General features: G+C 43.3%; 24 protein-coding genes. 18 read left to right on the top strand and 6 right to left on the bottom strand.

What is annotated here, in order from left to right; all coding sequences use genetic code 11:
• Positions 1–5 precede the first annotated feature (5 nt).
• Both RH86_RS05010 and rmf read left to right on the top strand, forming a co-directional pair.
• Positions 6–1,667, top strand: a complete 1,662-nt coding sequence (locus RH86_RS05010; protein WP_009385346.1) for a DUF3466 family protein — start codon at positions 6–8, stop codon at positions 1,665–1,667.
• Between the two features lie 167 nt (positions 1,668–1,834).
• The gene (gene rmf, locus RH86_RS05005; RefSeq protein WP_005597413.1) at positions 1,835–2,008 is read left to right on the top strand and encodes a ribosome modulation factor; all 174 of its coding nucleotides are present in this window, start codon (positions 1,835–1,837) and stop codon (positions 2,006–2,008) included.
• A 130-nt stretch (positions 2,009–2,138) separates the two neighbouring features.
• On the opposite strand, the gene fabA is transcribed toward rmf, so the two are convergent.
• Both fabA and RH86_RS04995 read right to left on the bottom strand, forming a co-directional pair.
• A complete protein-coding gene (gene fabA / locus RH86_RS05000) occupies positions 2,139–2,657 on the bottom strand; it encodes a bifunctional 3-hydroxydecanoyl-ACP dehydratase/trans-2-decenoyl-ACP isomerase (protein ID WP_005597411.1) in 519 nt (172 codons plus the stop codon).
• Positions 2,658–2,727: 70 nt separating this feature from the next.
• Entirely contained in the window at positions 2,728–4,371 is a 1,644-nt protein-coding gene (locus tag RH86_RS04995; protein ID WP_038219268.1) for a Lon protease family protein, read from the bottom strand.
• A gap of 185 nt (positions 4,372–4,556) precedes the next feature.
• Here RH86_RS04995 and matP point away from each other — a divergent pair, with 185 nt between their 5' ends.
• Together matP and RH86_RS04985 are read left to right on the top strand one after the other, a co-directional pair.
• Entirely contained in the window at positions 4,557–5,006 is a 450-nt protein-coding gene (gene matP / locus RH86_RS04990) for a macrodomain Ter protein MatP (RefSeq protein ID WP_009385344.1), read from the top strand.
• A 13-nt stretch (positions 5,007–5,019) separates the two neighbouring features.
• Positions 5,020–5,328, top strand: a complete 309-nt coding sequence (locus RH86_RS04985) for a DUF3634 family protein (protein WP_009385343.1) — start codon at positions 5,020–5,022, stop codon at positions 5,326–5,328.
• Positions 5,329–6,483: 1,155 nt separating this feature from the next.
• On the opposite strand, the gene RH86_RS04980 is transcribed toward RH86_RS04985, so the two are convergent.
• A complete protein-coding gene (locus tag RH86_RS04980; protein WP_009385342.1) occupies positions 6,484–6,840 on the bottom strand; it encodes a hypothetical protein in 357 nt (118 codons plus the stop codon).
• A gap of 260 nt (positions 6,841–7,100) precedes the next feature.
• Between RH86_RS04980 and ccoN the strand changes: the two genes are divergently transcribed.
• The 11 genes from ccoN (at position 7,101) to ttcA (ending at position 17,148) form a co-directional block, all read left to right on the top strand.
• On the top strand, positions 7,101–8,528 hold the full coding sequence (gene ccoN / locus RH86_RS04975; protein WP_009385341.1) for a cytochrome-c oxidase, cbb3-type subunit I: 1,428 nt from the start codon (positions 7,101–7,103) through the stop codon (positions 8,526–8,528).
• Positions 8,529–8,540: 12 nt separating this feature from the next.
• Positions 8,541–9,161 carry a cytochrome-c oxidase, cbb3-type subunit II gene (ccoO, locus tag RH86_RS04970; protein WP_009385340.1) on the top strand — a complete coding sequence of 207 codons (621 nt, stop codon included), beginning with the start codon at positions 8,541–8,543 and terminating at the stop codon, positions 9,159–9,161.
• A gap of 10 nt (positions 9,162–9,171) precedes the next feature.
• Positions 9,172–9,345 (top strand): cbb3-type cytochrome oxidase subunit 3, encoded by a 174-nt coding sequence (locus RH86_RS04965; protein WP_005597951.1) that lies wholly within the window; start codon positions 9,172–9,174, stop codon positions 9,343–9,345.
• Positions 9,345–10,325 carry a cytochrome-c oxidase, cbb3-type subunit III gene (gene ccoP, locus RH86_RS04960; RefSeq protein WP_009385339.1) on the top strand — a complete coding sequence of 327 codons (981 nt, stop codon included), beginning with the start codon at positions 9,345–9,347 and terminating at the stop codon, positions 10,323–10,325. Before RH86_RS04965 ends, ccoP begins: the two co-directional genes overlap by 1 nt.
• Before the next feature lie 79 nt (positions 10,326–10,404).
• Positions 10,405–10,884 carry a FixH family protein gene (locus RH86_RS04955; protein ID WP_009385338.1) on the top strand — a complete coding sequence of 160 codons (480 nt, stop codon included), beginning with the start codon at positions 10,405–10,407 and terminating at the stop codon, positions 10,882–10,884.
• Between the two features lie 8 nt (positions 10,885–10,892).
• Positions 10,893–13,274 carry a heavy metal translocating P-type ATPase gene (locus RH86_RS04950; protein ID WP_009385337.1) on the top strand — a complete coding sequence of 794 codons (2,382 nt, stop codon included), beginning with the start codon at positions 10,893–10,895 and terminating at the stop codon, positions 13,272–13,274.
• A 5-nt stretch (positions 13,275–13,279) separates the two neighbouring features.
• Positions 13,280–13,441 (top strand): cbb3-type cytochrome oxidase assembly protein CcoS, encoded by a 162-nt coding sequence (gene ccoS, locus RH86_RS04945; RefSeq protein ID WP_005597959.1) that lies wholly within the window; start codon positions 13,280–13,282, stop codon positions 13,439–13,441.
• A complete protein-coding gene (locus RH86_RS04940) occupies positions 13,438–14,103 on the top strand; it encodes a sulfite exporter TauE/SafE family protein (RefSeq protein WP_009385336.1) in 666 nt (221 codons plus the stop codon). Before ccoS ends, RH86_RS04940 begins: the two co-directional genes overlap by 4 nt.
• A 97-nt stretch (positions 14,104–14,200) precedes the next feature.
• Positions 14,201–14,947: an FNR family transcription factor gene (locus RH86_RS04935; protein ID WP_005597962.1), complete on the top strand. Its 747-nt coding sequence runs from the start codon at positions 14,201–14,203 to the stop codon at positions 14,945–14,947.
• Positions 14,948–15,099: 152 nt separating this feature from the next.
• Complete coding sequence (gene uspE, locus RH86_RS04930; protein WP_009385335.1) at positions 15,100–16,047, top strand: universal stress protein UspE; 948 nt, start codon at positions 15,100–15,102, stop codon at positions 16,045–16,047.
• 168 nt (positions 16,048–16,215) lie between these two features.
• Positions 16,216–17,148, top strand: a complete 933-nt coding sequence (gene ttcA, locus RH86_RS04925) for a tRNA 2-thiocytidine(32) synthetase TtcA (protein WP_005597965.1) — start codon at positions 16,216–16,218, stop codon at positions 17,146–17,148.
• 126 nt (positions 17,149–17,274) lie between these two features.
• Here the strand turns inward: ttcA and RH86_RS04920 are convergent, their stop codons facing one another.
• Genes RH86_RS04920 through RH86_RS04910 form a run of 3 tightly spaced genes read right to left on the bottom strand, consistent with a single transcriptional unit; the run spans position 17,275 to position 19,551 of the window.
• Positions 17,275–17,934, bottom strand: a complete 660-nt coding sequence (locus RH86_RS04920) for a DUF2987 domain-containing protein (RefSeq protein WP_009385334.1) — start codon at positions 17,932–17,934, stop codon at positions 17,275–17,277.
• Positions 17,934–18,761, bottom strand: coding sequence for a glucosaminidase domain-containing protein (locus RH86_RS04915; protein WP_009385333.1), 828 nt, complete (start codon positions 18,759–18,761; stop codon positions 17,934–17,936). Before RH86_RS04915 ends, RH86_RS04920 begins: the two co-directional genes overlap by 1 nt.
• Positions 18,754–19,551 (bottom strand): hypothetical protein, encoded by a 798-nt coding sequence (locus tag RH86_RS04910; protein WP_009385332.1) that lies wholly within the window; start codon positions 19,549–19,551, stop codon positions 18,754–18,756. Before RH86_RS04910 ends, RH86_RS04915 begins: the two co-directional genes overlap by 8 nt.
• 429 nt (positions 19,552–19,980) lie before the next feature.
• On the opposite strand from RH86_RS04910, the gene potA reads away from it, so the two are divergent.
• Genes potA through potC form a run of 3 tightly spaced genes read left to right on the top strand, consistent with a single transcriptional unit; the run spans position 19,981 to position 22,722 of the window.
• Entirely contained in the window at positions 19,981–21,111 is a 1,131-nt protein-coding gene (gene potA, locus RH86_RS04905; RefSeq protein WP_009385331.1) for a spermidine/putrescine ABC transporter ATP-binding protein PotA, read from the top strand.
• Positions 21,095–21,952 (top strand): spermidine/putrescine ABC transporter permease PotB, encoded by an 858-nt coding sequence (gene potB / locus RH86_RS04900; protein ID WP_174269661.1) that lies wholly within the window; start codon positions 21,095–21,097, stop codon positions 21,950–21,952. The genes potA and potB overlap by 17 nt, the downstream gene beginning before the upstream one ends.
• On the top strand, positions 21,952–22,722 hold the full coding sequence (gene potC, locus RH86_RS04895; protein ID WP_005597977.1) for a spermidine/putrescine ABC transporter permease PotC: 771 nt from the start codon (positions 21,952–21,954) through the stop codon (positions 22,720–22,722). The genes potB and potC overlap by 1 nt, the downstream gene beginning before the upstream one ends.
• Positions 22,723–22,804: the final 82 nt, after the last annotated feature.

The raw sequence follows: 22,804 nt of genomic DNA, 5'->3' as shown, positions 1-22,804 counted from the left end.
TTTACATGAGAAGTAACGTATTTAAAATTTCAGCCATTGCCGCGACGATCGCGGCATCTTTCGGCGCACAAGCAGCTTTGTATAACGTCGTTGAGATTAACGAATCAGCAACAGACGCTTATGGATTGGGTGGGTATAAAACCGAGTATCATGGTACTTCCGTTGAATCTGCAACGGTTCCTGGTGGTAACCCACTTGGTTGTTTCGATAATACTTATTCTTGTCCGGACTCTAAAATTTCTGCTGAAACGCGCAATTGGCCAGCAGGACTTAGTTACCGCGAAGAAGTGCCTTTCGCGATGGACAATGGCTTTGATTATTCTCCTTATGATCAAGCAGAGTTTGAAAATTACTGTGATGGTCAACTTGGCTACGCGATTTGTGATACTTGGGCACAAAAACAGTATGCGGGTTATGCCAAGGATGACGGCAGTGTGCCGAATTCACTCGCTTTCATAGAAGGTAGTGGAACAACAGTATCGGGTTCAAATGCGGTCATTAATAGTATTGCTTCTACTGGAGAACCAGTAGGTAACGAGCGAGTAGGCGCTGTACGTAATAAAGCGTTTTCTAAAGCCGCCATTGAATCTCCTAACGATACAGATGCATTAGATAGCAACGAGACAGCAGCCGTAGTTAGCTCCCATGCTTGGAAAACGGATGGCACTTATACAGTTGGTAGCGTTTCACGACAAAAAACGAATAATGAAGGGACTTGGTTTTACTCAAGAGCGGTTGTTTGGAATGGTATCGACCCTATAGAGTTGAATTTCGGCAGCGGAGGACGAGTCAAAGATTCTGACCGATTAGGTCAAGCAAGCATTCGTGACTTTTATATTAATGGCACTGAGTTTTATGGTGTTGGCTATAACACCTATTCAGATCAGCGTATGGATGCGACAATTTTTACGGGTAATACAACGAATTTAGCTGGATTATCGAGTGCTCAAGTTACAGGGGCTAACGGTGGTTCTGACTATATTTTTACGAACTCTGTTGTGTCATCTATCAATAAAAATAAAATAGCAGTCGGCAGTGCCAAGCTTTCTAAGTCAAATCCTGCTAATGGCTCTGCAGCAAATAGATTGTTTTACGTAAGTAATATTGCGTCTCCTTCAGCGACTTATTTTTCTGGCGGTGTATTTGCTAATGAAGCCGGTGGTACGCTTGGTGCGATAAACAACTTTAATGAAGTGGTCGGTAGTGTTGATATGACTACTGGACGTGAAATTGATGGCACTCCGAGGCCAAAACGTGGGTTTATTAATCCTCTCAACTTAACAGGGACTGATTCTAGCCGCGCTCAGATCTTCCAAAACCGCTCATGGTTACTTGATGATTTAACTAACGGTCTCAACGCAAATAATGAATTCCGTATCATTGATGCAAGTGATATTAATGATGCCGGTATCATCTCAGCCACAGCACTGAAATGTGAAGGTGGGTATGACACCTCAGATCATGACTCACTTTGTCAAGGTGGGAAAATCGGCGCTGAAACCGTCGCTGCCGTAAAATTGATCCCTATCGCGAATGCAACAGAGCGTTCTATTTCAGCTCGTGGTTATTCGGCAAACAGCGAATCGGGTACGGTTAAACGTGAAGGCGGCTCTCTAGGCTGGTTAGCGCTTGGTCTGTTAGGTCTATTGGGTTTCCGTAGAAAATAGTTTATCTAAATGTAAATGAGGGCACAGGTTCACACTTTTGGACCTGTGCTTTTTTTATACCTTGAGAAAGTACCGTTTTTGATCGATTCTTTAATAGTGGTGTAATCAAAGCGCCACAATGTTAGTAGTAGTACGGTAGCAAAAACATATTGTATGAGGACGACACTATGAAGAGACAAAAGCGTGACCGCCTAGAACGAGCGCAATCTCAAGGATACAAAGCAGGCCTAAATGGCCGTTCAACGGAAAACTGTCCGTATCAACAGATGGATGCTCGATCTTACTGGCTTGGTGGTTGGCGTGACGCCAGAGATGATAAAATGTCTGGTTTGTATAAATAGACCCTCTCTTCACATACACTAAGGAACTGAGCCCCGAAAGGGGCTTTATAATATATGCCTAGTGCACTATAACTAAGGATTTGTTAAACAAAAAAGCGACTCAACTGAATCGCTTTAAAAACTTAATTACTTAGAATGCAGACGTATCTTGGAAAAGACCGACTTTTAAATCTTTCGCAACGTAAATCTCTTTACCATCAACAAGCACACGGCCATCCGCTAAACCCATTACCAAGCGACGGTTTACTACGCGTTTCATGTGAATTTCATAAGTCACTTTCTTCGCTGTTGGTAAGATTTGTCCCGTGAACTTAACTTCACCAACACCCAATGCACGGCCTTTTCCTTTGCCGCCAACCCAACCAAGGTAGAAACCAACCAACTGCCACATGGCATCCAAACCAAGACAGCCAGGCATTACAGGGTCACCAGGGAAGTGGCAATCAAAGAACCACAAATCTGGCGTGATATCGAGTTCTGCTAAGATCAGGCCTTTACCAAAATCACCTTCGGTTTCAGACATTTTGGCGATGCGATCCATCATTAGCATGTTTGGTGCAGGAAGTTGAGGATAGCCTTCACCAAATAGCGTACCTTGACTTGACGCTAGAAGATCTTCGCGATTGTACGATTCACGTTTGTTTTGCATTATCAATTACTCCAATTTTTGATACCTGCATATTAGAGAACACGTGTACGCCAAACAAGTCCGATCAGTACTAAGCAAACCAGTTCTTTACACGCTCTAACAGCGAAATAGGATGAACATCTCTTTCAAAGTTTTCAATACGTTGCGCAATCATGCTGATGACACTTTCCTCATCGTCACCGCGGAATGGTTTACCCATGATGATTGGAATCGCTTGATCAACAGTTTCGACAGACCATATATGAAATTCGTTATTCTTGATGCTCTCAACCACATCTTTGTGAAGTGCGAGATGTTTTAAATTGGTTTTCGGTAGGATCACACCTTGGCTACCTGTAAAACCTTGGTGTTTGCAGACGTGGTAGAAGCCTTCAATCTTCTCATTTAAGCCGCCAACCGCTTGCACTTTACCAAACTGATCGACTGCGCCGGTGACGGCAATCTGCTGATTGATTGGGTACTCCGAAAGCGCACTCACAAATGAACACAATTCAGCTAACGTTGCACTGTCACCATCAACTTCACAGTAGGACTGTTCAAAAACAACCGAAGCAGAGTAGGGTAATGGTTCTTCTAATTTCAGAGCACTTGCCACGAATGCTTGCATGATCATCATGCCTTTTGCGTGCAGATTGCCACCGAGTTCCGCTTTACGTTCAACATCCGAAATATCGCCGTCACCGAAGTGAATAACACAGGAAATACGAGCCGGCTCACCATAAGATTGCGGGTGTCCTGGGATATCAATCACGGTTAGGCCATTCACTTGACCAACACATTCACCTTGCGTTTCAATAATGACTTGTCCATCGAGAATATCCGAACGAGCACGTTCAGGTAGATAAGCTTCACGATAGTATTTGGCTTCGAATGCGCGATCGATATCAGACTCATCGAGTTGAGAGGTTGTGACGTCAAGACTCGCTTCATGGAACAAGCCTAAATACCACATTATATCCAGTGGCATATAACGCTGATCTTCAGTAAATCGTGCGCCAGCGGTCATTAAGCGATGAATCGCATCAGCCGTCAGCGTTGGAAAGTGAAATTTATCGGCGATCCAGTTTAAGTGCCCAAGATAAGACTCAATGGTTTCTGTACTTAAACCAATTTCAAGCTCAAGTTCGCTGTATAAAGCTAAGCCAGAATACAGTTCAGGCTCTAGGTACTCAAAATCAGCAATCTGTGCGCGATCACCGGTTAGGATGATTTTACAGTGTGTCTCATATGCAGGTTCACTGATTGCGGGTTTTGATGGGTTGCTGTTAATGGCTTGAGCATGGTTCGCTAACAATGCAGATCGTAAAGCAGGCCAGCTGGCAGGATTCGCGAGTAATACATTGATTGGCATGATTAAAAAACCATCTGCGGCTTTTTCGAGTAATCCTTGTTTTTTTACGATGACATTACCGTCATGATCAGCACTGTAACTGCCAAACAAAGTTTTAGTATCCAGAGATTCTGTAATTAAAACCGATTTGTCCGTTTTGCTCATGACGACTTGTTGAATCTGCTCACGATAAAATGAATTATCAGGCACATTGAGGACTAACAATCGACTTAAGCCAGGTAACCGTGTGAATGTTTCGATAGTTTTCGAAAGTCTAGGCTGCACTTCACCAAGGTTAATGAGAGGTAGAGAAGGCATGTTCTCTATATAGGCGTTATATTCACTATACTGTGGCGTGACGGCTTGCCATTTTTCTTGGATCATTCGATACATTCAGTTACTTAGAAAGGAGACAAATTATATAGAAAAAGCGCATAAGGTTATAGCGAATCCTAATATTATTCCTGCTTATCGTTTCAAGATCTGAGTCGACATTTATACAGTTGGTGATTGAGTCTATCGCAGCTATGGGTTACGCTGTCACCCATATCGTGATTGGGTGATTAAAAATGAAATATCAACAACTTGAAAATTTAGAATGCGGATGGAAGTGGAAGTATCTCATTAAGAAATGGAAGGATGGGGATAAAATCACCCGCCACATCGATAGCAGTGAAGATAAGCACGCAGTGGAAGAATTGCGTCTACTAGAGCATGAACCAACCAAAGTGCTCGAATGGATTGAAGAGAACATGGCTCTTGATCTCGACAACAAGCTTAAACAAGCCATTCGTGCTAAGCGTAAACGTCACTTTAATGCAGAGCAGATCCACACCAAGAAAAAATCCATTGATCTTGATTATCGCGTTTGGGAAAAGCTTTCTTATCGCGCTGGAGAGTTAGGCTGTACGTTATCAGATGCGATTGAATATCTATTGTCAGAAGCATCACGTAGTGAAAAAGCGTCTAAAACGGTTTCTAGTTTAAAACAAGATTTAAGCAAATTGTTGTCAGACTAAAGGAGTGTAGCCAATGGTATACGTTGTTATTATTGCCGCTGTTATCATTTTTTGGCTCGTCGCATTCGATAGACCAGTCCTCAAAGTCACCTTCAAAGGGGGTCACATTGAGCAGTTTAAGGGCCATTTTCCCGCAAAATTTCAGCATAATGTCGTTGAAATTGCAGAAAAACAGCCATTTGATGGTGTACTTAAAGTGTACCGCCAACGTGCCGGTCATAAATTAGCATTCTCTAAGTCAGTACCCAAAAAAGTACAACAGCGAATCCGCAATGTTTTTCCCCATCAAGGTTTTACATCAAAAGGGAATAAGAAAGCCTAATTTTCAATTTAGTACCGATATTTACCACGATAAAGAACGTAATTTGCGTACCATAGAAAAGTCTAATCATTTGGTTTTATGTTAAATATGGTGCGCACGCATGTCCATTTTTACCCATCAAGATTGCCTCAACATTTCGTATCGCGGTAGAAGTGCTATCGCTATACATACTCTTTGCATAATCTGACACAAAATCTCACAGAGTGACCGCGTAACACTTTTCTGTATAGAGAATAACAGGATGATTTATGCTCGTTATTTTCTTAGATTTGAACCGTAACAACAAGTTAAGCCATCAAGCATGACTCGTATGACGCGATGTAAGTACAATGAACATTAACGCAAAGTAAATAGATCAGTGTTAGTTCTACAAGCCATTTGTTAAACGACGATAGAAAGAACACCGAAAGAAAAACCAATGAGATTAAAGCAAACTCATGCGACGCTAATTGTCTAACAAGACATACAGATCCAATCAGAAGGAAAAGACGAATCACCATTTTTCGTCGTGCAATCAGCTTAGCTGAATAGACGCAGCCACCTAAGCACAATTAGAACAACATCAAGCTTGTAGGCAGCAAGATCCAAAGTAGCGACCAGAAAATCAGATTGCCTCAAAGTTACATTTTTAAGTGCCTAAAATTCAAATGCACAACAGTAGACAGTAAAATGAGCTAAGGGATTTAAAATTAAGAGATACAGAAATAAAGAGGCATAGAATAAGCGTAATTTTCTATTTCTAAGCAGCCTGATATCTAATTTCTTGGCGCCGATACAGGCCACCAGAATGAATCAGAAGTTGTATTGTTAGATTGTCATGTGGATTGCAACGATAATCCAAGCATATTGGAAAGCCTTGTAAAAAGTATCACAGACTTAAATTTTCAAGAATATCAATGGCTAGCGGCGCATTAGCATTGGTGTTTTACACCCCTAAAGAAGCCCTAGCTCAGTGCGCATTATGTATATTATGTTAAATGAGGTATTAAAGATACGAAGTGTTCCATCACTCTACCTCTCTTATTCCGCCTATTACAGTCATTTGATTAAACATAATCTATTTACCATAAAATACTTAATAAACACATTTATTATCTATCGATATAAATGTGTCATTAAGATCAAAGCTTCGTATTTTCTATGATTTACTGATCTTTAGTTGTCTTGCACAACAAATTCTATGTGCGTTGTTTCGTCATTCTCTTTGTTCATGACTGTGATATTACGCAGCAAACTATTGTTGAGTTGCCAAGTATTTTTGGTCGCTTTTAGCGCGATTGCACCATCAATTTCCCAAGAGTCATTAGGCGTTACAATTTTTATTTCTTGTGGGGTGAATTGAGCAAAAAACTGGGCGTCGTTAACATAAAATGCACACGGTTGTTGCAATTTACAACTCGTCTTTTTCTCCGCTTCATAATTAAAAGTTCGCCAAAAAAAAGCAACGATTAGCACCGTTAACATGATGATTATTTGAACAAAACGTTCTTTTGTTAGCTTTTGTGCAGCCATTATTGGGTCTTCTCCGTGTAACAAGCTTCAAAGTTTTTAAATAAATAGGCAAATCCAGACTGTGAGTAAGGTTACCCCTCTGTCATTAAAATGTTAATTGCAGTATAGTTTCTCCCTGAAAATGCCACTTTTTTTAAAAAGCGCAAAGATTATTTAACCACTTTAAGCAGTATGGTTTTTCTGAGTGGTTTGGGTGGCATTACGACATGAGTCGTGTTGGAAGTAAAGTGTAGTAATAATAGAATTGGAAGCATGCAAATATGAGCCAGGAAAAGCAGCTTGAACAAGCCTACAACTATACCGTCGTTCGTCAGTTTACCTTAGTGACCATTCTTTGGGGTATTGTCGGCATGGCAGTTGGGGTTTTGATTGCCGCTCAGTTAGTATGGCCACAGTTAAACTTTGATACACCGTGGCTGACGTATAGTCGATTACGTCCACTGCATACTAATGCGGTAATTTTTGCGTTTGGTACCAGCGCCCTTTTCGCAACGTCCTATTATGTTGTGCAGCGTACCTGTCAAACGCGTTTATTTGGAGGTCCTCTCGTTCCGTTCACCTTTTGGGGTTGGCAAGCTATTATTTTAGCCGCCGCGATCACTTTGCCTTTGGGTTATACCTCAGGTAAAGAGTACGCAGAACTTGAATGGCCTATTGATATTGCAATCGCTGTTGTATGGGTTTCATACGCGATTGTCTTTTTTGGTACGTTGATCAAACGTAATACCTCACATATTTATGTGGCAAACTGGTTTTTCGGTGCTTTCATTATCACCGTTGCCGTGCTGCACATTGTTAACAGTATGGCCATCCCAGTCTCGGCTGGTAAGTCATATTCGATTTACGCTGGAGCCGTCGATGCGATGATTCAGTGGTGGTATGGCCATAATGCGGTAGGTTTCCTCTTAACAGCAGGTTTCCTTGGCATGATGTACTACTTCGTACCAAAACAAGCTGAGCGCCCTGTTTACTCTTACCGTTTATCGATCGTACACTTTTGGGCACTAGTTTCACTCTACATTTGGGCTGGCCCGCACCACCTTCACTATACTGCACTGCCTGACTGGACTCAGTCATTGGGTATGGTGATGTCATTGGTTCTGTTTGCTCCATCTTGGGGTGGCATGATCAACGGTATCATGACGCTATCTGGTGCATGGCATAAGCTGCGCTACGATCCAATTCTACGTTTCTTGATTGTCTCCCTCTCTTTCTATGGCATGTCGACTTTTGAAGGTCCGATGATGTCAATCAAGACGGTTAACGCATTATCGCACTATACCGACTGGACAATCGGCCACGTTCACTCAGGCGCTTTAGGTTGGGTTGCAATGGTATCAATCGGTTCAGTTTACCACTTGATCCCTCGCCTATTTAATCAAGAACGCATGTATTCAGTGAGCATGATTAATGCACACTTCTGGCTTGCAACCATTGGTACGGTACTTTATATCGTCGCCATGTGGATCTCAGGTGTGATGCAAGGTCTGATGTGGCGTGCAGTCAACTCTGACGGTACGTTGACCTACAGTTTTGTTGAGTCTGTTCAAGCATCTTACCCGTTCTACGCGGTACGTTTCATTGGTGGTTTCATCTTCTTGGCGGGTATGTTCTTAATGGCATACAACACCTACAAGACTGTGACTGCACCAAGCGATAGCCTCAAAGCTATCCCGCAACCGGCATAAGGAGATTTAGGAATGAGCAATAATTCTAACAATCGCCATGAAGTTGTTGAACGTAACGTCGGCTTGCTAGCGATTTTGATTGTTTTTGCTATCAGCTTAGGGGCTTTAGTAGAGATCACTCCGCTGATGTTCCAAAAGCAAACCACTGAACCAGTAGAAAATCTACGCGCCTATAGCGCGTTAGAAATGGAAGGACGTGATGTTTATATTCGTGAAGGTTGTAACGTATGTCACAGCCAAATGATTCGTCCTTTCCGTTCTGAAACCGAACGTTATGGTCACTACTCTGTTGCTGGTGAGAGCGTTTATGAGCATCCATTTTTGTGGGGTTCTAAGCGTACCGGCCCAGATCTTGCCCGCGTTGGTGGTCGTTACTCTGATGAATGGCACCGTGTTCACTTGATTGATCCGCGTGAATTGGTTCCTGAATCAAATATGCCAGGCTTCCCTTGGTTGGAAGAAAACGGTCTAGATGGCGAATTAACCAAGAAAAAACTTGAGTTATTCCGCAATCAGTTTGGCGTTCCTTACACCGATGAACAGATTGCTAATGCACCGAAAGATGTAGAAGGAAAAACAGAGATGGATGCCATCATTGCTTACCTTCAGTCTCTTGGTCATGCAATGAAGTAAGGAGCTGATCATGGAAATAGGTACTATTCACAGTATTTGGACCATCGTTCTTTTTGTGAGTTTTCTGGGTGTGGTTTGGTGGGCTTTCGGTAAAAAACGTAAAGCTCGCTTTGAGGAAGATGCCAACCTTGTATTCGCTGACGAAGAGCAAACGCCGACGAAAGGACAAGGAGAGACCAAATAATGGATACGTTTTGGAGTCTTTGGATAATCATAATCACAGTAGGCACTTTGCTTGGCTGTGCTGCACTACTCTATTGGTGTCTTAAAGACAAAATGGGGGTTGAAGAAGGTGCAGATATGGGCCATGAATACGATGGTATTCGTGAACTCAATAACCCGCTACCGAAATGGTGGACTTACCTTTTTGTAAGTACATTTGTTTTTGCCGCTATTTACTTAGCACTCTACCCAGGCTTAGGTAGCTATAAAGGTCTGTTAGGTTGGACTAGTTCAAACCAACTTGTTCAAAGTGTTGAACAATCAAAGCAATTGATTAAAGAAGCACAAGAGAACAAGCAGCTCGATCAGTATGCGAAAGAGCTGGGTGATGCTGACGAGTACTTTGGTGAAGCGTTTCGTGGCTTAGCTTATGTCGAAGGAACTGATCAACTCAAATCAATTCCTGATATCGCCGCCGATCCTGAAGCGGTTAAAGTTGGACAACGTTTGTTCTTGCAAAACTGTTCTCAATGTCATGGTTCGGATGCTCGTGGCCAAAAAGGCTTTCCAAATCTGACTGACGGCGCTTGGCTATATGGTGGTGAACCGCATGCAATTGTGAACACCATTATGAATGGGCGTGTCGGTATGATGGCCGCTTGGAAAGATGTACTCGGTGATGACGGTGTTAAAGAAGTTGTCAGCTATACGTTGAGTCTATCTGGACGTTCGGTCAATGCGAAAGAAGCGGCAGCCGGTAAAGCACGTTTCGTCGTTTGTGCTGCGTGTCACGGTACCGATGGTAAGGGTAACCCTACTCTTGGCGCCCCTGACCTAACCGATCAATACTGGTTATTTGGTGGTACTCGTGATGATGTCACGCAAACCGTTATGTATGGCCGCTCAGGTGTAATGCCTGCTTGGAAAGACATCCTTGGCGAAGACAAAGTTCAACTAGTCTCTGCCTATGTTTGGAGTCTATCTAACGGCGACAATAAGTAACATTTCAATAACAGCCCCTAGTCTTAGGGGCTGACTTTTCTTAAAGTAAGACATTCCAATTTTTTGTGAGAACTTTTTTATGGTAAAGCCTTGGTATAAGCAGTTTTGGCCGTGGTTTCTAATCCTTCTTCCTCTAACCGTCATTATCTGGTCAGTGATTAGAATTGTCATATTGTCCAACCATTCAGTCTCTTTGGTTACTGAGGATTACTATAAAAAAGGCAAAGGTATCAATATCGATCTCTCCAAGATTAAAGTAGCAAAAAAATTAGCGATCAATGCCTCGGCTTTATCCGATGGTAATGCGATTGTGTTAACGCTGGACAAGGGGACTCTCGAGCATTTTCCCGCTCTGCATGCCACCTTTGCTCACCGCACTTTACCTGATCGCGACTTTAACCAAATGCTAACGGCGAATGCGAGTGGTGAATACCACATCCTGTTGGAAGAGCCGCTGCAAGGCCCTTGGTTTATCGAGATTACTCCGCACGATAAACAATGGCTGGTTCAAGGACGAGTTACCTTCCCTTCAGCTACTCCAACACAACTAATGAACTGATATAATCTATGTGCCAATCGTGTTACCACTGCGGTGAAGAAGTACCAGTCAACACGGACTACAAAGTAGAGATTCTCGGACAAATACGTGATATGTGTTGTCCGGGCTGTGAGACTGTCGCCCAAACCATTATGGATAGTGGTTTGGTCTCTTATTATCAATATCGAACTGCCCCTGCAGAAAAAGCCAACTTGGTCCCAGAGCAATTACAAGCACTGGTGCATTATGATAACCAAGAAGTGCAAAACGAATTTGTTCGTAATAGCGACAAACACTCTGAAGTGACATTGTCACTCGATGGTATTTCTTGCGCCGCTTGCGCATGGTTGATTGAAAAGCAGCTTTCGCATACCGAAGGCGTTGTTCAAATACGCGTTAACACAACCACTAATCGAGCCATCCTCGCTTGGGATAACTCAACAGCAAAACTCAGTGAATTGTTGGCGGTGATTCATCAACTAGGCTACAAAGCTGCGCCGTTTGAAGCGGATCAACAAGAAGCTGCTTATCACCGCATGATGAAGCAATACCTCTATCGATTAGGTATCGCAGGGCTTGCGACGATGCAAGTTATGATGTTGGCGGTTGCCCTTTATCTCGAAGTTTTTGGCGATTTAGACCCCGAATTTCGCAATTATTTTCGTTGGGTAAGCTTGATCTTTGCCACTCCGGTGATGCTCTACTCTGCGTTGCCTTTCTATCTTAATGCATGGCGCAGTATTAGAAGCAAAACGCTCGGAATGGATGTCCCAGTCTCCATTGCGATGATTTTTGCCTATGTAGCCAGTCTCGTCGCTACCGTAACCGAACAAGGTGAAGTGTTCTTCGAATCAATTTCAATGTTCGCGTTTTTCTTGCTTGTTGGTCGTTTCTTAGAGATGCGTGCGCGCAGAAAAGCGGCAGCTGCAAGCGGAAACCTATTGAAACTTATCCCGGCGATGGCGACGACCCTTGAGGGTGAACAAACACCGGTAAAATCGTTACAAGTAGGCGATAAAATTCGTGTCTTGCCCGGAGAGCATATCCCAGCGGATGGCATTATCACGCAAGGCCGTGTGCATATTGACGAATCGATGTTAACGGGAGAGTCCATCCCGGTTGTCAAAATCATCGGTGACCATGTTTATGCTGGCACGCTTAATGGCGAAGAAGCATTCGTCCTTGAAGTGCGCTCGAGCAAAGCCGATTCAATGATTTCAAACATTGTACGCCTGCAAGATGAAGCTCAGCTATCTAAACCTAAGATCGCTGAAATTGCCGATGTGGTGGCGCGTTACTTTGTCGCAGTTTTGCTTGTTATTGCTGCCGCGACTTGGTTCTACTGGCAACAAAACCAACCTGATGATGCGTTTTGGATCATGCTTGCAGTGCTTGTGGCTACCTGCCCTTGCGCTCTTTCTCTAGCGACACCTACCGCACTGACATGTGCGACATCACGAATGGGTAATCTTGGGATCTTACTGCGTAAAGGTCATGTCTTTGAGACCTTATGTAAGGTCAATCACCTTATCATTGATAAAACGGGCACATTGACCCATGGCGACATTGAAATCAATAGTGTGCGTTTGTTTGGGCAACAATCAAAAAGTAGCACTCTCTCTCTAGCTGCAGTACTTGAAGCACACGCCAATCATCCTCTTGCACGCGCGTTTCGTCCTTATCTTGATGCAAATGTCATAATCGACGAGATAGAAAATGTGATTGGTTTCGGTATTCAAGGTTGTTATCAGGGTAAACCGATCAAAATTGGCAGTGCTGAATTTGTCTTGTCATCTCAAGATAAAGCCGAGCCGAATGCAATATACCTATCGATTGCCAACGAACATGTTGCCACTTTCTATTATCAAGACCCAATTCGCCAAGAAGCTGTTGCCTTTGTTAAGCAATTTAGAGATGCTGGCATCAAAGTGACGCTGCTCACGGGCGATTCAAACGCCAATGCCGTGCTTGTTGCACAACAAATCGGTATTGATGATGTAGTCTCGGAAGCAAAGCCTCAGGATAAACTTGATTACTTACACAGTTGTCGCGATGACGATATCACCATGATGGTGGGTGATGGCATTAACGATGCCCCGACTCTAGCGGGCGCTCATCTTTCAGTTGCGATGGGAGGCGGTACCGATGTTGCCAAAGCGTCTGCGGATATGGTGCTGCTGGGTGACAAGCTCGACCGAATTTTGCAAGCGCGTGAGTTAGCTCTTAAAACCCGACGAATTATCGCAGAAAACCTCGCTTGGTCATTAGGATATAATTTATTAATCTTACCTCTCGCTGTTGCGGGGTTAGTTGCCCCCTATTTTGCCGTCGTCGGCATGTCGGCGAGTTCCATTATCGTTGTTTCTAATTCACTTCGATTACTAAAAGAGTCCCATAAGGAACAAGGTTAAGAACTATGGAAAGCCTCTATATATTGATTCCGATTGCGATCGTCTTAGTGTGTGTCGCGGTGGGTATATTTCTTTGGGCAGTTAAAAGTGAACAGTTCGAGGATTTAGAGCGTCAAGGACACAATATCCTTTTTGATGAAGATGAAAAGGATCAGCCAAAAAAATGAGTGCAGATTTAGTCGCCGCCTTTATGATTGGTCTAATTGGTTCCGGTCACTGCATGGGCATGTGTGGTGGTGTGGCATCCCTGCTTTCAATGGGAAATGAACAACCATCTAAGATCATTCCGCTGTTTTATAATTTGGGCCGAATCTTCAGTTATGCATTATTCGGTGGTTTAATCGGTGGCGCGGTTTCCACCATTGCAGAAGTGGCCAGCCTTAACCATAGCTTTGCGTGGTTACGTCTTCTTGCGGCACTGTTTATGGTTTTGCTTGCTTGCTATATTGGTCGTTGGTGGCAAGGTCTACTCATCGTTGAGAATCTGGGTAAGAAGTTGTGGCAATACATCTCACCGATGAGTAACAAACTGTTACCCATTAGCAGTCCGTACCAAGCTGGCGCCTTTGGCTTTTTATGGGGATGGCTACCCTGTGGCTTAGTTTATTCCACTCTAACTTGGGCGGTGGTTTCTGGAAGTAGCCTTAATGGCGCGTTGATTATGGCGGCGTTTGGCTTGGGTACTTTACCCGCGATGCTGATGGTTGGTTATGGGTCAACGTATTTACACAAACTGCAACAATCTACGGTTTTTCGAAACATCGCCGCGATCACAATATTGGGTTATGGGCTATATACTGCATATGGTGCGATGCGTTTACTGGCCTAGAGTTGATAGATTACTGTTTTTAAGCATCTTTTTTCACTACCTTTTATCTTTTAGCGGTGATAAAATATTGATGTATATCAAATAGTGAAAGGTTGTTATGATTTCTGAAAAGCCTGCAAAACGCATTCAATCCGGTGGTTGTGCTATCCACTGTCAAGATTGCAGCATTAGTCAGCTATGCATTCCGTTTACGCTAAATGAGAGCGAGTTAGACCAACTTGATCAGATCATTGAGCGTAAAAAGCCAATTCAAAAAGGCCAAGAACTATTTAAAGCTGGCGACGAATTGAAGTCGCTGTATGCGATTCGTTCAGGAACCATTAAGAGCTACACCATTACAGAGCAAGGTGACGAGCAAATTACCGCCTTCCATTTGGCTGGCGATCTCGTTGGGTTTGATGCTATTACCGATGATAGTCACCCAAGCTTCGCGCAAGCGCTTGAAACATCGATGGTTTGTGAAATCCCATACGAAATTCTTGATGATTTATCGGGAAAAATGCCGAAATTACGTCAACAAATTATGCGTTTGATGAGCAGTGAAATTAAGGGTGATCAAGAAATGATCCTGTTACTTTCAAAGAAAAACGCAGAAGAACGTTTGGCGGCATTTTTGTATAACCTTTCAACGCGCTTTTCACAGCGAGGCTTTAGCCCAAGAGAATTTCGTCTTACCATGACTCGTGGTGACATCGGTAACTATCTTGGTCTGACGGTAGAGACAATCAGTCGCCTACTTGGCCGCTTCCAAAAGTCAGAAATCTTGAGCGTTAAAGGTAAATACATCACTATTCTTGATCACGACGCCCTAATGCAACTGGCTGGCGTTTCGACAGAATCGTAATAACTTCAATGATGTAGCTCTAAACTGAGCTACATCATAAAATCCCAATCTCGACACAACTTTTCCTAATAATTCCCTCTCAACTGCGCTAAAGTAATCTTGTCGGCCCAAGTGACTTAGGTATAAGTCTCCTCAGCTTTAAGGAGTTTGCTATGAGTATCTATAATAACATCCTAGTCGTTGCCAATATTAATAGCGATGATCAACCAGCGCTCGCGCGAGCAATGCAATTAGCTGCCAAAAGCCGCTCTCGCAGCCGTATTACGTTTTTCTTGTCAATCTACGACTTCTCTTACGACATGACTTCCATGCTCTCTATGGATGAGCGTGATGCTATGCGTCGTGGCGTAATCCATCAACGTGAACAGTGGATGCGTAGTGTTGCTGAACCATATATCAATGAAGATATTGATTTTGACGTGCGTGTGGTATGGCACAACCGCCCTTACGAAGCGATTATCGCGGAAGTTTATGCAGGCAGCCATGACATTGTGATCAAAGGTACGCGTAAACATGACGTGCTCGAGTCCGTGATCTTTACCCCAACTGATTGGCACTTATTGCGTAAATGCCCTGCTCCTGTTTTGCTGGTTAAAAATGCCGATTGGCCAGCGGATGCAAGTATTATTGCCTCAGTTCATGTTGGCTCAGAAAATGACACCCATTTAGGTCTCAATGATCTTATGGTTGAACAATTGACCTGTTTGACCGAGCGATTAGGCGCTAAACCTTATTTGATTAATGCCTACCCCGTCACGCCTGCCAATATTACCATTGAGCTACCGGAGTTTGACCCAACGACGTATACCGACGCTGTGCGCGGACATCACTTAACGGCGATGAAAGCATTGCGTCAAAAACATGGTTACAATGATGAACAAACGATAGTAGAGCAAGGCTTGCCTGAAGATATCATTCCGCAAGCTGCCAAAGAGCTTAATGCCGCAATGGTCATCATCGGCACAACTGGCCGCACTGGCCTTTCAGCGGTGTTCATTGGTAATACAGCTGAACATGTTATTGATAAAATTAATTGTGATGTTCTTGCGCTCAAACCTGAAGGTTACATCAGCCCTCTCGACCCTACGACCGCAATCTAAACACACCAATCCCCTCCAACGTGAGGGGATTTTTCTATCTTCACCAACAATAGCACTAGCATCTCAATTATTTATCCGTATCATACGCCCTTCATACCGATTGAGCCTCATAGAGGCACAATGCAGGTATCGTTTTGTATTCAGATTACCGGATAAGACTGCGAACTAATGACCGAGCAAAATCAAGAGCGCACCAAGGCTCAACAATATAACTTCAACAAACTACAAAAGCGTATTCGCCGTAACACTGGCCAAGCGATCCAAGACTTCAACATGATTGAAGATGGCGACCGCATTATGGTTTGTCTATCAGGCGGTAAAGATAGCTTTACGATGTTGGAAATACTGATGAGCCTACAAAAAAGTGCTCCGATCTCGTTTTCGCTGGTAGCGGTTAACCTTGACCAAAAACAACCAGGTTTCCCAAGCCACATTTTACCTGAATACCTAGAATCACTAGGTGTTGAGTACAAAATTGTTGAAGAAGACACATACTCAATCGTTCAAGACAAGATCCCAGAAGGCAAGACCACTTGTTCTCTGTGTTCTCGTCTGCGTCGTGGTATTTTGTATCGCACGGCGAAAGAGCTAGGTGCAACTAAGATTGCACTAGGTCATCACCGCGATGATATTCTGGAAACCTTGTTCTTAAACATGTTCCATGGCGGCAAATTAAAAGGCATGCCACCTAAGCTGGTATCAGATAACGGCGAGCACGTGGTTATTCGTCCATTGGCGTACTGTCGTGAAAAAGACATCATTAAGTATTCTGAGATGCGTGATTACCCAATCATTCCATGTAACTTGTGTGGTTCTCAGCCAAATCTACAGCGTCAAAACATTAAGCTCATGCTTAATGACTGGGATAAGCGTTTCCCTGGTCGCATCGAATCGATGTTCCGTGCGATGCAAAATGTGGTACCAAGCCACCTTGCTGACTACAATCTATTTGATTTTAAAGCTATTGACCGTGATTCAGGCGTTATTAACGGCGGGGATATTGGCTTTGATAAAGAAGAGATGCCAGTACAAAACTTTGCTGACGAAGATAGCGTGCAGGAATTTGATCCTAGTTTGAAGTTAGATGTAACCAATATCTAAACTTTAAAAACTACGGGTTTAAAATTACAAAGGGTCGGTGATTGCGACCCTTTTTACGTTGTGACTATTGGTTTTGAATATCTTACTAGCCATGTAGGCCGCTGACGATAGAGTGATATTAGCTCTCTAGTTTGCTTTGGTGAGATAAGGTAAAACGCGTAAAGTTTCTTGCGGTAAGGTAAAGGAACCACCTTCACCAATCTCATTCAATGTAATTTGAATTTTACCATCGACCACCGGCTTTTGTTTGCCATTGGAGAATTGAACCGTTGAATTCAGGTTGTTGGCGAATTCTAATGTGACTCCTTCGACCTCTGGGGTAAACCAACTTGCAAACATTCCGCCTAACTGTTCTAGGATGGATTGCATTTGTGGTAATAGCGCTTCAATTTGGCTGTATGCAACCTCACCAGAAAACGCCTGCTTGGTCATGACGACCATTGAAAAGTCACACTGTCTATCCTGAGGAGTGTCAACATAAACTAGTGGGTTAGCCTGACGTAAGTGACTATCGAGTGGTACCAATACTTCTTGCGCAGGTGAAATGACAAGATCTTCGTAATGTTCTTCTTTTTCCATCCAGGCTTTTTTGATTTTACATAGCTGATTAGAAGCGGCATCGAGAAAGAAGAAGCCTACTTTGACATCCGCATGGCCTTCTTTGTCGTTTTGCTTCATGTGTGTATAAAGCTTTGAATAGGTAAATCGGTATTCTTGAGCTTGGCTTGGTAAAGATACAGCGCTAAACAGCGCTGCAGAAATCAGTGTGAGCGTTACTTTCTTCATTATTGTGTGAGATCGTTATAGTCTGTCCAGAACTGGTCATTGTGACGGATCATCGTCTGTAAGTCCTTGACGTATGCCTCACCTCGCTCAGAGTATTTCAATAAACCGTTAGTCAAAGCAATCGCAGCCTGGGTATCAATCAAACTTTGGTCGCCCTGTTGACGGTCAAAACGTATCTCACGCAGATCGTAATAGGCTCTATTGCGGTTAACGTTCATAAAGTAACGATGAATCGATTCTTGTACCGAATCAAAACTGGCAACTTCATGTGATGCATCTTCGTTACGCTGTAACGGCACAAGGCCGCAGCCTTTGCTGTAACACCACTGACCAAAATAGTTATTTGCTTTAGTCGCAAAACGCGAAGTGCCCCACGCTGATTCATTTGCTGCTTGAGTCATCACCAACGATTCAGGTAACACGTTAACCCGGTGCAACATCTTATCGAGCCAAGCCACTGTAACGCCCTCAGTCGTTAGCTCTACATCGTATAACTGACCTAAACGCTTAGCATAATTGTTGTCTTCGCTCGTTAACGAGCCTTGTTCAAAGCGTTGCGCGATGCTCGTTAAACGAGCTCGCTCTTTTTGCACACGTTGATTTTCAAGTTTAACGCCCGGTCTCAAGTAATCGAAGAAGGCTTGTTTCTTCTCTACAACATTGTCAAACGATGCAAAATCTGGGGCTGAGCCGACTGCTTGACCAACAAAAAGAATTTGGTTGGTCGCCCCTTGCTCAACGTCCACTGTTGGATATTCAAATCGAAACCAACCAAAGACACCAAGACCAAAAGCCGCTGAAATTGCGGCTATTTCTAACTTATGCATTAAACACCTGTGGGTTGTTGTCATCATCATCTTTCGGGCGATCAGTTGCAACAATCCTTAGCTTAATACCAAACATATTACGGTAGAGAATACCTTTCACATGGAAGAAAAATGGTAGAACGAAGATCAGCCCTAACCCATAAAACATTGCACCTGCAATAAACATCAGCATCAACATAATGTAGATGCCTGCTAAAACGAAAATCTTCTTATTTACTGCACGAAGTGACAGCAGCAAAGATTGCATTGGTGGAATTTTCTTTTCACAAATCAATAAAATAGAGTTACTAAACGCTAATGATAAGTAAAATGAAACAAATGGCAAAATCATGCTAGCAACGCCTTGCAGCATCAAGCTAAACAGCGTTGCTAAAATAACGGGAATAGTAAATTGTAGCCCTTTCCCTATGTGACGAGGCTTGGTATTCAAGCCAGCAGAATGACTCATAGCCATTAAGCAAATGCCTGCGTAAATCGGCGCACTAATCACTTCATAACTAAAGTTTGCGATAAAAAGCGCTTGTACAATGTCGGGGCTAAACGCAGCTGGATCGGCCATCGCTTTAAACAGCAATGATGGGTCACCTAGTTGCAGTTTCAGTGCGATGTAGAAAATCGCTAACTGTACAAACATCAAAATGATGATGGCTGGAGAGAACGATAAGAAGTTCTTAATCGTACACTCCCAAGCTTCACGAAATACTTCTCCGGCTTTCAAGTCGTACTGGCCGGTGATCGCGCGTTCTACGCTCCCGCCCAAGTTAAAGTCTTTCTCAATATCATTGTTCATTGTTTAATCCGGTGTTTTCTTCGTTATATCGGCTGACGATTGCTGAGCAAAATACCGCGAATATTGTTCTTGTAGCAAATATAACGCTGTAACCAAAAATTGCGGTGGTGGACATTATACGCAAAGCGGCCCAACACTCACATCGAATCTGCTTTCTACTCTTGCTTTATTGCCTATTTGGCTGATAATTAACCCGCAAAGCCAAAAAAAGCGCATCATTCGCTAGCGATCACGTCGCAAACTGCCGAATGCTTTAAATAAGCAAATCGTATAAAAACAGTATGGTAAATAATGTTTACTTTTACCTGTAAAATTTTTTCGGCTGTTAGGTAAGAAAATGCTTTGAATTCACACTTTTGGTGATTATGATGCGCGCCTCTATTTGTGTAACTACAGGCCATTGACGGAAATGAGTTTAAAATGGCCGATGTGGGAGAAAAACAGACGTTGAACAAACAAACAGCAGAGCAACCGGTTATCCGTTTAACTGGTATTAGTAAGAGTTTCGATGGTAAGGAGATCATCGGTAATCTTAACCTTGATGTTAACCACGGCGAATTTTTAACAATTCTTGGTCCATCAGGTTGTGGTAAAACCACCGTTCTTAGGATGATCGCAGGTTTTGAAACCGCGGATAATGGTAGCATTATCTTAGATGGCCAGAACGTTACTGAAGTTCCTGCTGAGCAGAGACATGTCAACACTGTGTTCCAGAGTTACGCGCTATTCCCTCATATGACCGTATATGAGAATGTTGCGTTTGGCTTGCGCATGCAGAAAGTTCCTAATGCTGAGATTGAACCTCGCGTTATGGAAGCATTGCGTATGGTTCGCCTAGAAAAAATGGCGCAACGTAAGCCACACCAACTCTCTGGTGGTCAGCAACAACGTATTGCGATTGCGCGCGCTGTTGTTAACAAACCTAAAGTACTGCTTCTTGATGAATCGCTATCAGCACTGGATTACAAACTACGTAAACAGATGCAAATCGAACTTAAGCAGCTACAGCGTCAACTTGGTATTACCTTTATCTTCGTTACTCACGACCAAGAAGAAGCATTGTCGATGTCTGACCGTATCATTGTGATGCGTGATGGCGTGATCGAACAAGACGGTTCTCCACGTGAAATTTATGAAGAGCCGAAGAACCTATTCGTTGCTCGCTTCATCGGTGAAATCAACGTGTTCAACACTACGATGCTCGAACGCATCGACGACAAGCGTATTCGTGCGCAAATCGAAGGGGTTGAGTCTGTGGTTTACTACGAGAAAGAAGCAAACGCCGGTGACAAACTGCAAGTGCTACTGCGCCCAGAAGATCTTCGTATTGAAGAGATCAAAGAGTCTGAGCAAGAAGGCATTGTTGGTTATGTAACTGAACGTACCTACAAAGGTATGACGCTTGATTCTGTGATTGAACTTGAATCTGGCATGCGTGTAATGGTTAGTGAATTCTTCAACGAAGATGATCCAGATGTGGATCACTCACTAGGCCAAAAGGTGGCAATTACCTGGGTTGAAAGCTGGGAGGTGGTACTAAATGATGAGCAAGAAATTTAATCTTCAGAATGCGATCATCACACTGATTGTTACGTGGTTAGCACTGTTTGTACTAATCCCGAACTTAATGATCATTGGTACCAGTTTCCTAACCCGTGATGAAGCAAACCTAATCGACATGACGTTTACATTGGACAACTATATTCGTTTAGTTGACCCTCTGTATGCCAAAGTGCTGATGCACTCTTTTTACATGGCGATTGTTGCAACCCTATTGTGTTTAGTGATTGGTTACCCATTCGCTTATATCGTCGCGAAGATGCCACACAAATGGCGTCCGTTTATGTTGTTTCTGGTTATCGTACCGTTTTGGACTAACTCGCTGATCCGTACTTACGGCCTTAAAATCGTGTTAGGCACACAAGGTATCTTGAATAAGTCTCTGATGGCGATGGAAATCATCGATAAGCCATTACGACTTATGTATACAGAAACGGCTGTAATGATTGGCTTGGTGTACATCTTATTGCCATTTATGATTTTACCGCTTTACAGTGCGATCGAAAAACTCGACAACACTTACCTTGAAGCGGCAAAAGATTTAGGTGCTAACAAATTCCAAACTATCACTCGCGTGATTCTGCCACTTACGATGCCTGGCATCATCGGTGGTTGTTTATTGGTACTGCTCCCTGCCCTTGGTATGTTCTACATCTCAGATCTTCTGGGCGGTGCGAAGAACCTTCTAATTGGTAACGTGATTAAGAGCCAAGTACTGAACGCGCGTGATTGGCCATTTGGCGCAGCAACCAGTATTGCGTTGACGGTTGCGATGGCGATTATGCTTTATGCCTACTATAGAGCGGGTAAATTGTTGAATAAGAAAGTGGAGCTAGACTAATGGGACGTACAGTTAGATTTAGCTTTATGGCGCTGGTATACGCATTTCTATACTTGCCAATCATCGTTTTAATCGTTAACTCATTTAATGCTAACCGTTTTGGCATGAAATGGGGGGGATTCACCACTAAGTGGTACGAGACGTTAGTTAACAACGACAGTTTAATGCAGGCTGCTTGGCACTCTTTAAACGTGGCGGTGTTTTCTGCAACAGCTGCTACAATTATTGGTAGCTTAACGGCGGTTGCTCTATTCCGTTACTCTTTCAAGGGTAAAGGCCTAGTAAACGGCATGCTGTTTGTTGTGATGATGTCACCTGATATCGTTATGGCGATCTCGCTGCTGGCGTTGTTCCTCGTTATGGGCGCGCAACTTGGATTCTTAACCCTGCTTGTGGCACACATTACCTTCTGTTTGCCATTCGTAGTAGTTACGGTTTACAGCCGTCTTAACGGTTTCGATGTAAAAATGTTGGAAGCGGCAAAAGACTTGGGCGCAAGCGAATGGGTCATTCTAAAGCAGATCATCCTACCCCTTGCTAAGCCAGCTGTAGCTGCTGGTTGGTTGCTCAGTTTTACCTTGTCTCTTGATGACGTAATCATCAGTTCATTTGTAACTGGTCCAACATATGAAATTTTGCCATTGAAGATCTACTCAATGGTCAAAGTGGGCATCTCTCCAGAGGTGAATGCCCTAGCAACAGTCATGCTGATTGTCTCTTTAGCTCTTGTAGTAACGTCGCAGTTGCTTGCACGAGAAAAAGTAAAGTAGAATCGCAGGCTTTTCACGAAACAGAATGGCAAAGCCATTCTGTTTTTATATAGACGCTCGATATAACGAGCAACGTTTGGTT

It is taken from the genome of Vibrio sp. N418, from assembly GCF_000222565.1.
GTDB lineage: Bacteria > Pseudomonadota > Gammaproteobacteria > Enterobacterales > Vibrionaceae > Vibrio > Vibrio scophthalmi.
This window is presented reverse-complemented; position numbering and strand designations above follow the sequence as displayed.

Excerpts from the sequence above, each read along its gene's own strand:
- RH86_RS05010 (WP_009385346.1), top strand. The coding sequence starts at position 6 with ATGAGAAGTAACGTATTTAAAATTTCAGCCATTGCCGCGACGATCGCG.
- rmf (WP_005597413.1), top strand. The coding sequence starts at position 1,835 with ATGAAGAGACAAAAGCGTGACCGCCTAGAACGAGCGCAATCTCAAGGA.
- fabA (WP_005597411.1), bottom strand. The coding sequence starts at position 2,657 with ATGCAAAACAAACGTGAATCGTACAATCGCGAAGATCTTCTAGCGTCA.
- RH86_RS04995 (WP_038219268.1), bottom strand. The coding sequence starts at position 4,371 with ATGATCCAAGAAAAATGGCAAGCCGTCACGCCACAGTATAGTGAATAT.
- matP (WP_009385344.1), top strand. The coding sequence starts at position 4,557 with ATGAAATATCAACAACTTGAAAATTTAGAATGCGGATGGAAGTGGAAG.
- RH86_RS04985 (WP_009385343.1), top strand. The coding sequence starts at position 5,020 with ATGGTATACGTTGTTATTATTGCCGCTGTTATCATTTTTTGGCTCGTC.
- RH86_RS04980 (WP_009385342.1), bottom strand. The coding sequence starts at position 6,840 with ATGGCTGCACAAAAGCTAACAAAAGAACGTTTTGTTCAAATAATCATC.
- ccoN (WP_009385341.1), top strand. The coding sequence starts at position 7,101 with ATGAGCCAGGAAAAGCAGCTTGAACAAGCCTACAACTATACCGTCGTT.
- ccoO (WP_009385340.1), top strand. The coding sequence starts at position 8,541 with ATGAGCAATAATTCTAACAATCGCCATGAAGTTGTTGAACGTAACGTC.
- RH86_RS04965 (WP_005597951.1), top strand. The coding sequence starts at position 9,172 with ATGGAAATAGGTACTATTCACAGTATTTGGACCATCGTTCTTTTTGTG.
- ccoP (WP_009385339.1), top strand. The coding sequence starts at position 9,345 with ATGGATACGTTTTGGAGTCTTTGGATAATCATAATCACAGTAGGCACT.
- RH86_RS04955 (WP_009385338.1), top strand. The coding sequence starts at position 10,405 with ATGGTAAAGCCTTGGTATAAGCAGTTTTGGCCGTGGTTTCTAATCCTT.
- RH86_RS04950 (WP_009385337.1), top strand. The coding sequence starts at position 10,893 with ATGTGCCAATCGTGTTACCACTGCGGTGAAGAAGTACCAGTCAACACG.
- ccoS (WP_005597959.1), top strand. The coding sequence starts at position 13,280 with ATGGAAAGCCTCTATATATTGATTCCGATTGCGATCGTCTTAGTGTGT.
- RH86_RS04940 (WP_009385336.1), top strand. The coding sequence starts at position 13,438 with ATGAGTGCAGATTTAGTCGCCGCCTTTATGATTGGTCTAATTGGTTCC.
- RH86_RS04935 (WP_005597962.1), top strand. The coding sequence starts at position 14,201 with ATGATTTCTGAAAAGCCTGCAAAACGCATTCAATCCGGTGGTTGTGCT.
- uspE (WP_009385335.1), top strand. The coding sequence starts at position 15,100 with ATGAGTATCTATAATAACATCCTAGTCGTTGCCAATATTAATAGCGAT.
- ttcA (WP_005597965.1), top strand. The coding sequence starts at position 16,216 with ATGACCGAGCAAAATCAAGAGCGCACCAAGGCTCAACAATATAACTTC.
- RH86_RS04920 (WP_009385334.1), bottom strand. The coding sequence starts at position 17,934 with ATGAAGAAAGTAACGCTCACACTGATTTCTGCAGCGCTGTTTAGCGCT.
- RH86_RS04915 (WP_009385333.1), bottom strand. The coding sequence starts at position 18,761 with ATGCATAAGTTAGAAATAGCCGCAATTTCAGCGGCTTTTGGTCTTGGT.
- RH86_RS04910 (WP_009385332.1), bottom strand. The coding sequence starts at position 19,551 with ATGAACAATGATATTGAGAAAGACTTTAACTTGGGCGGGAGCGTAGAA.
- potB (WP_174269661.1), top strand. The coding sequence starts at position 21,095 with ATGAGCAAGAAATTTAATCTTCAGAATGCGATCATCACACTGATTGTT.
- potC (WP_005597977.1), top strand. The coding sequence starts at position 21,952 with ATGGGACGTACAGTTAGATTTAGCTTTATGGCGCTGGTATACGCATTT.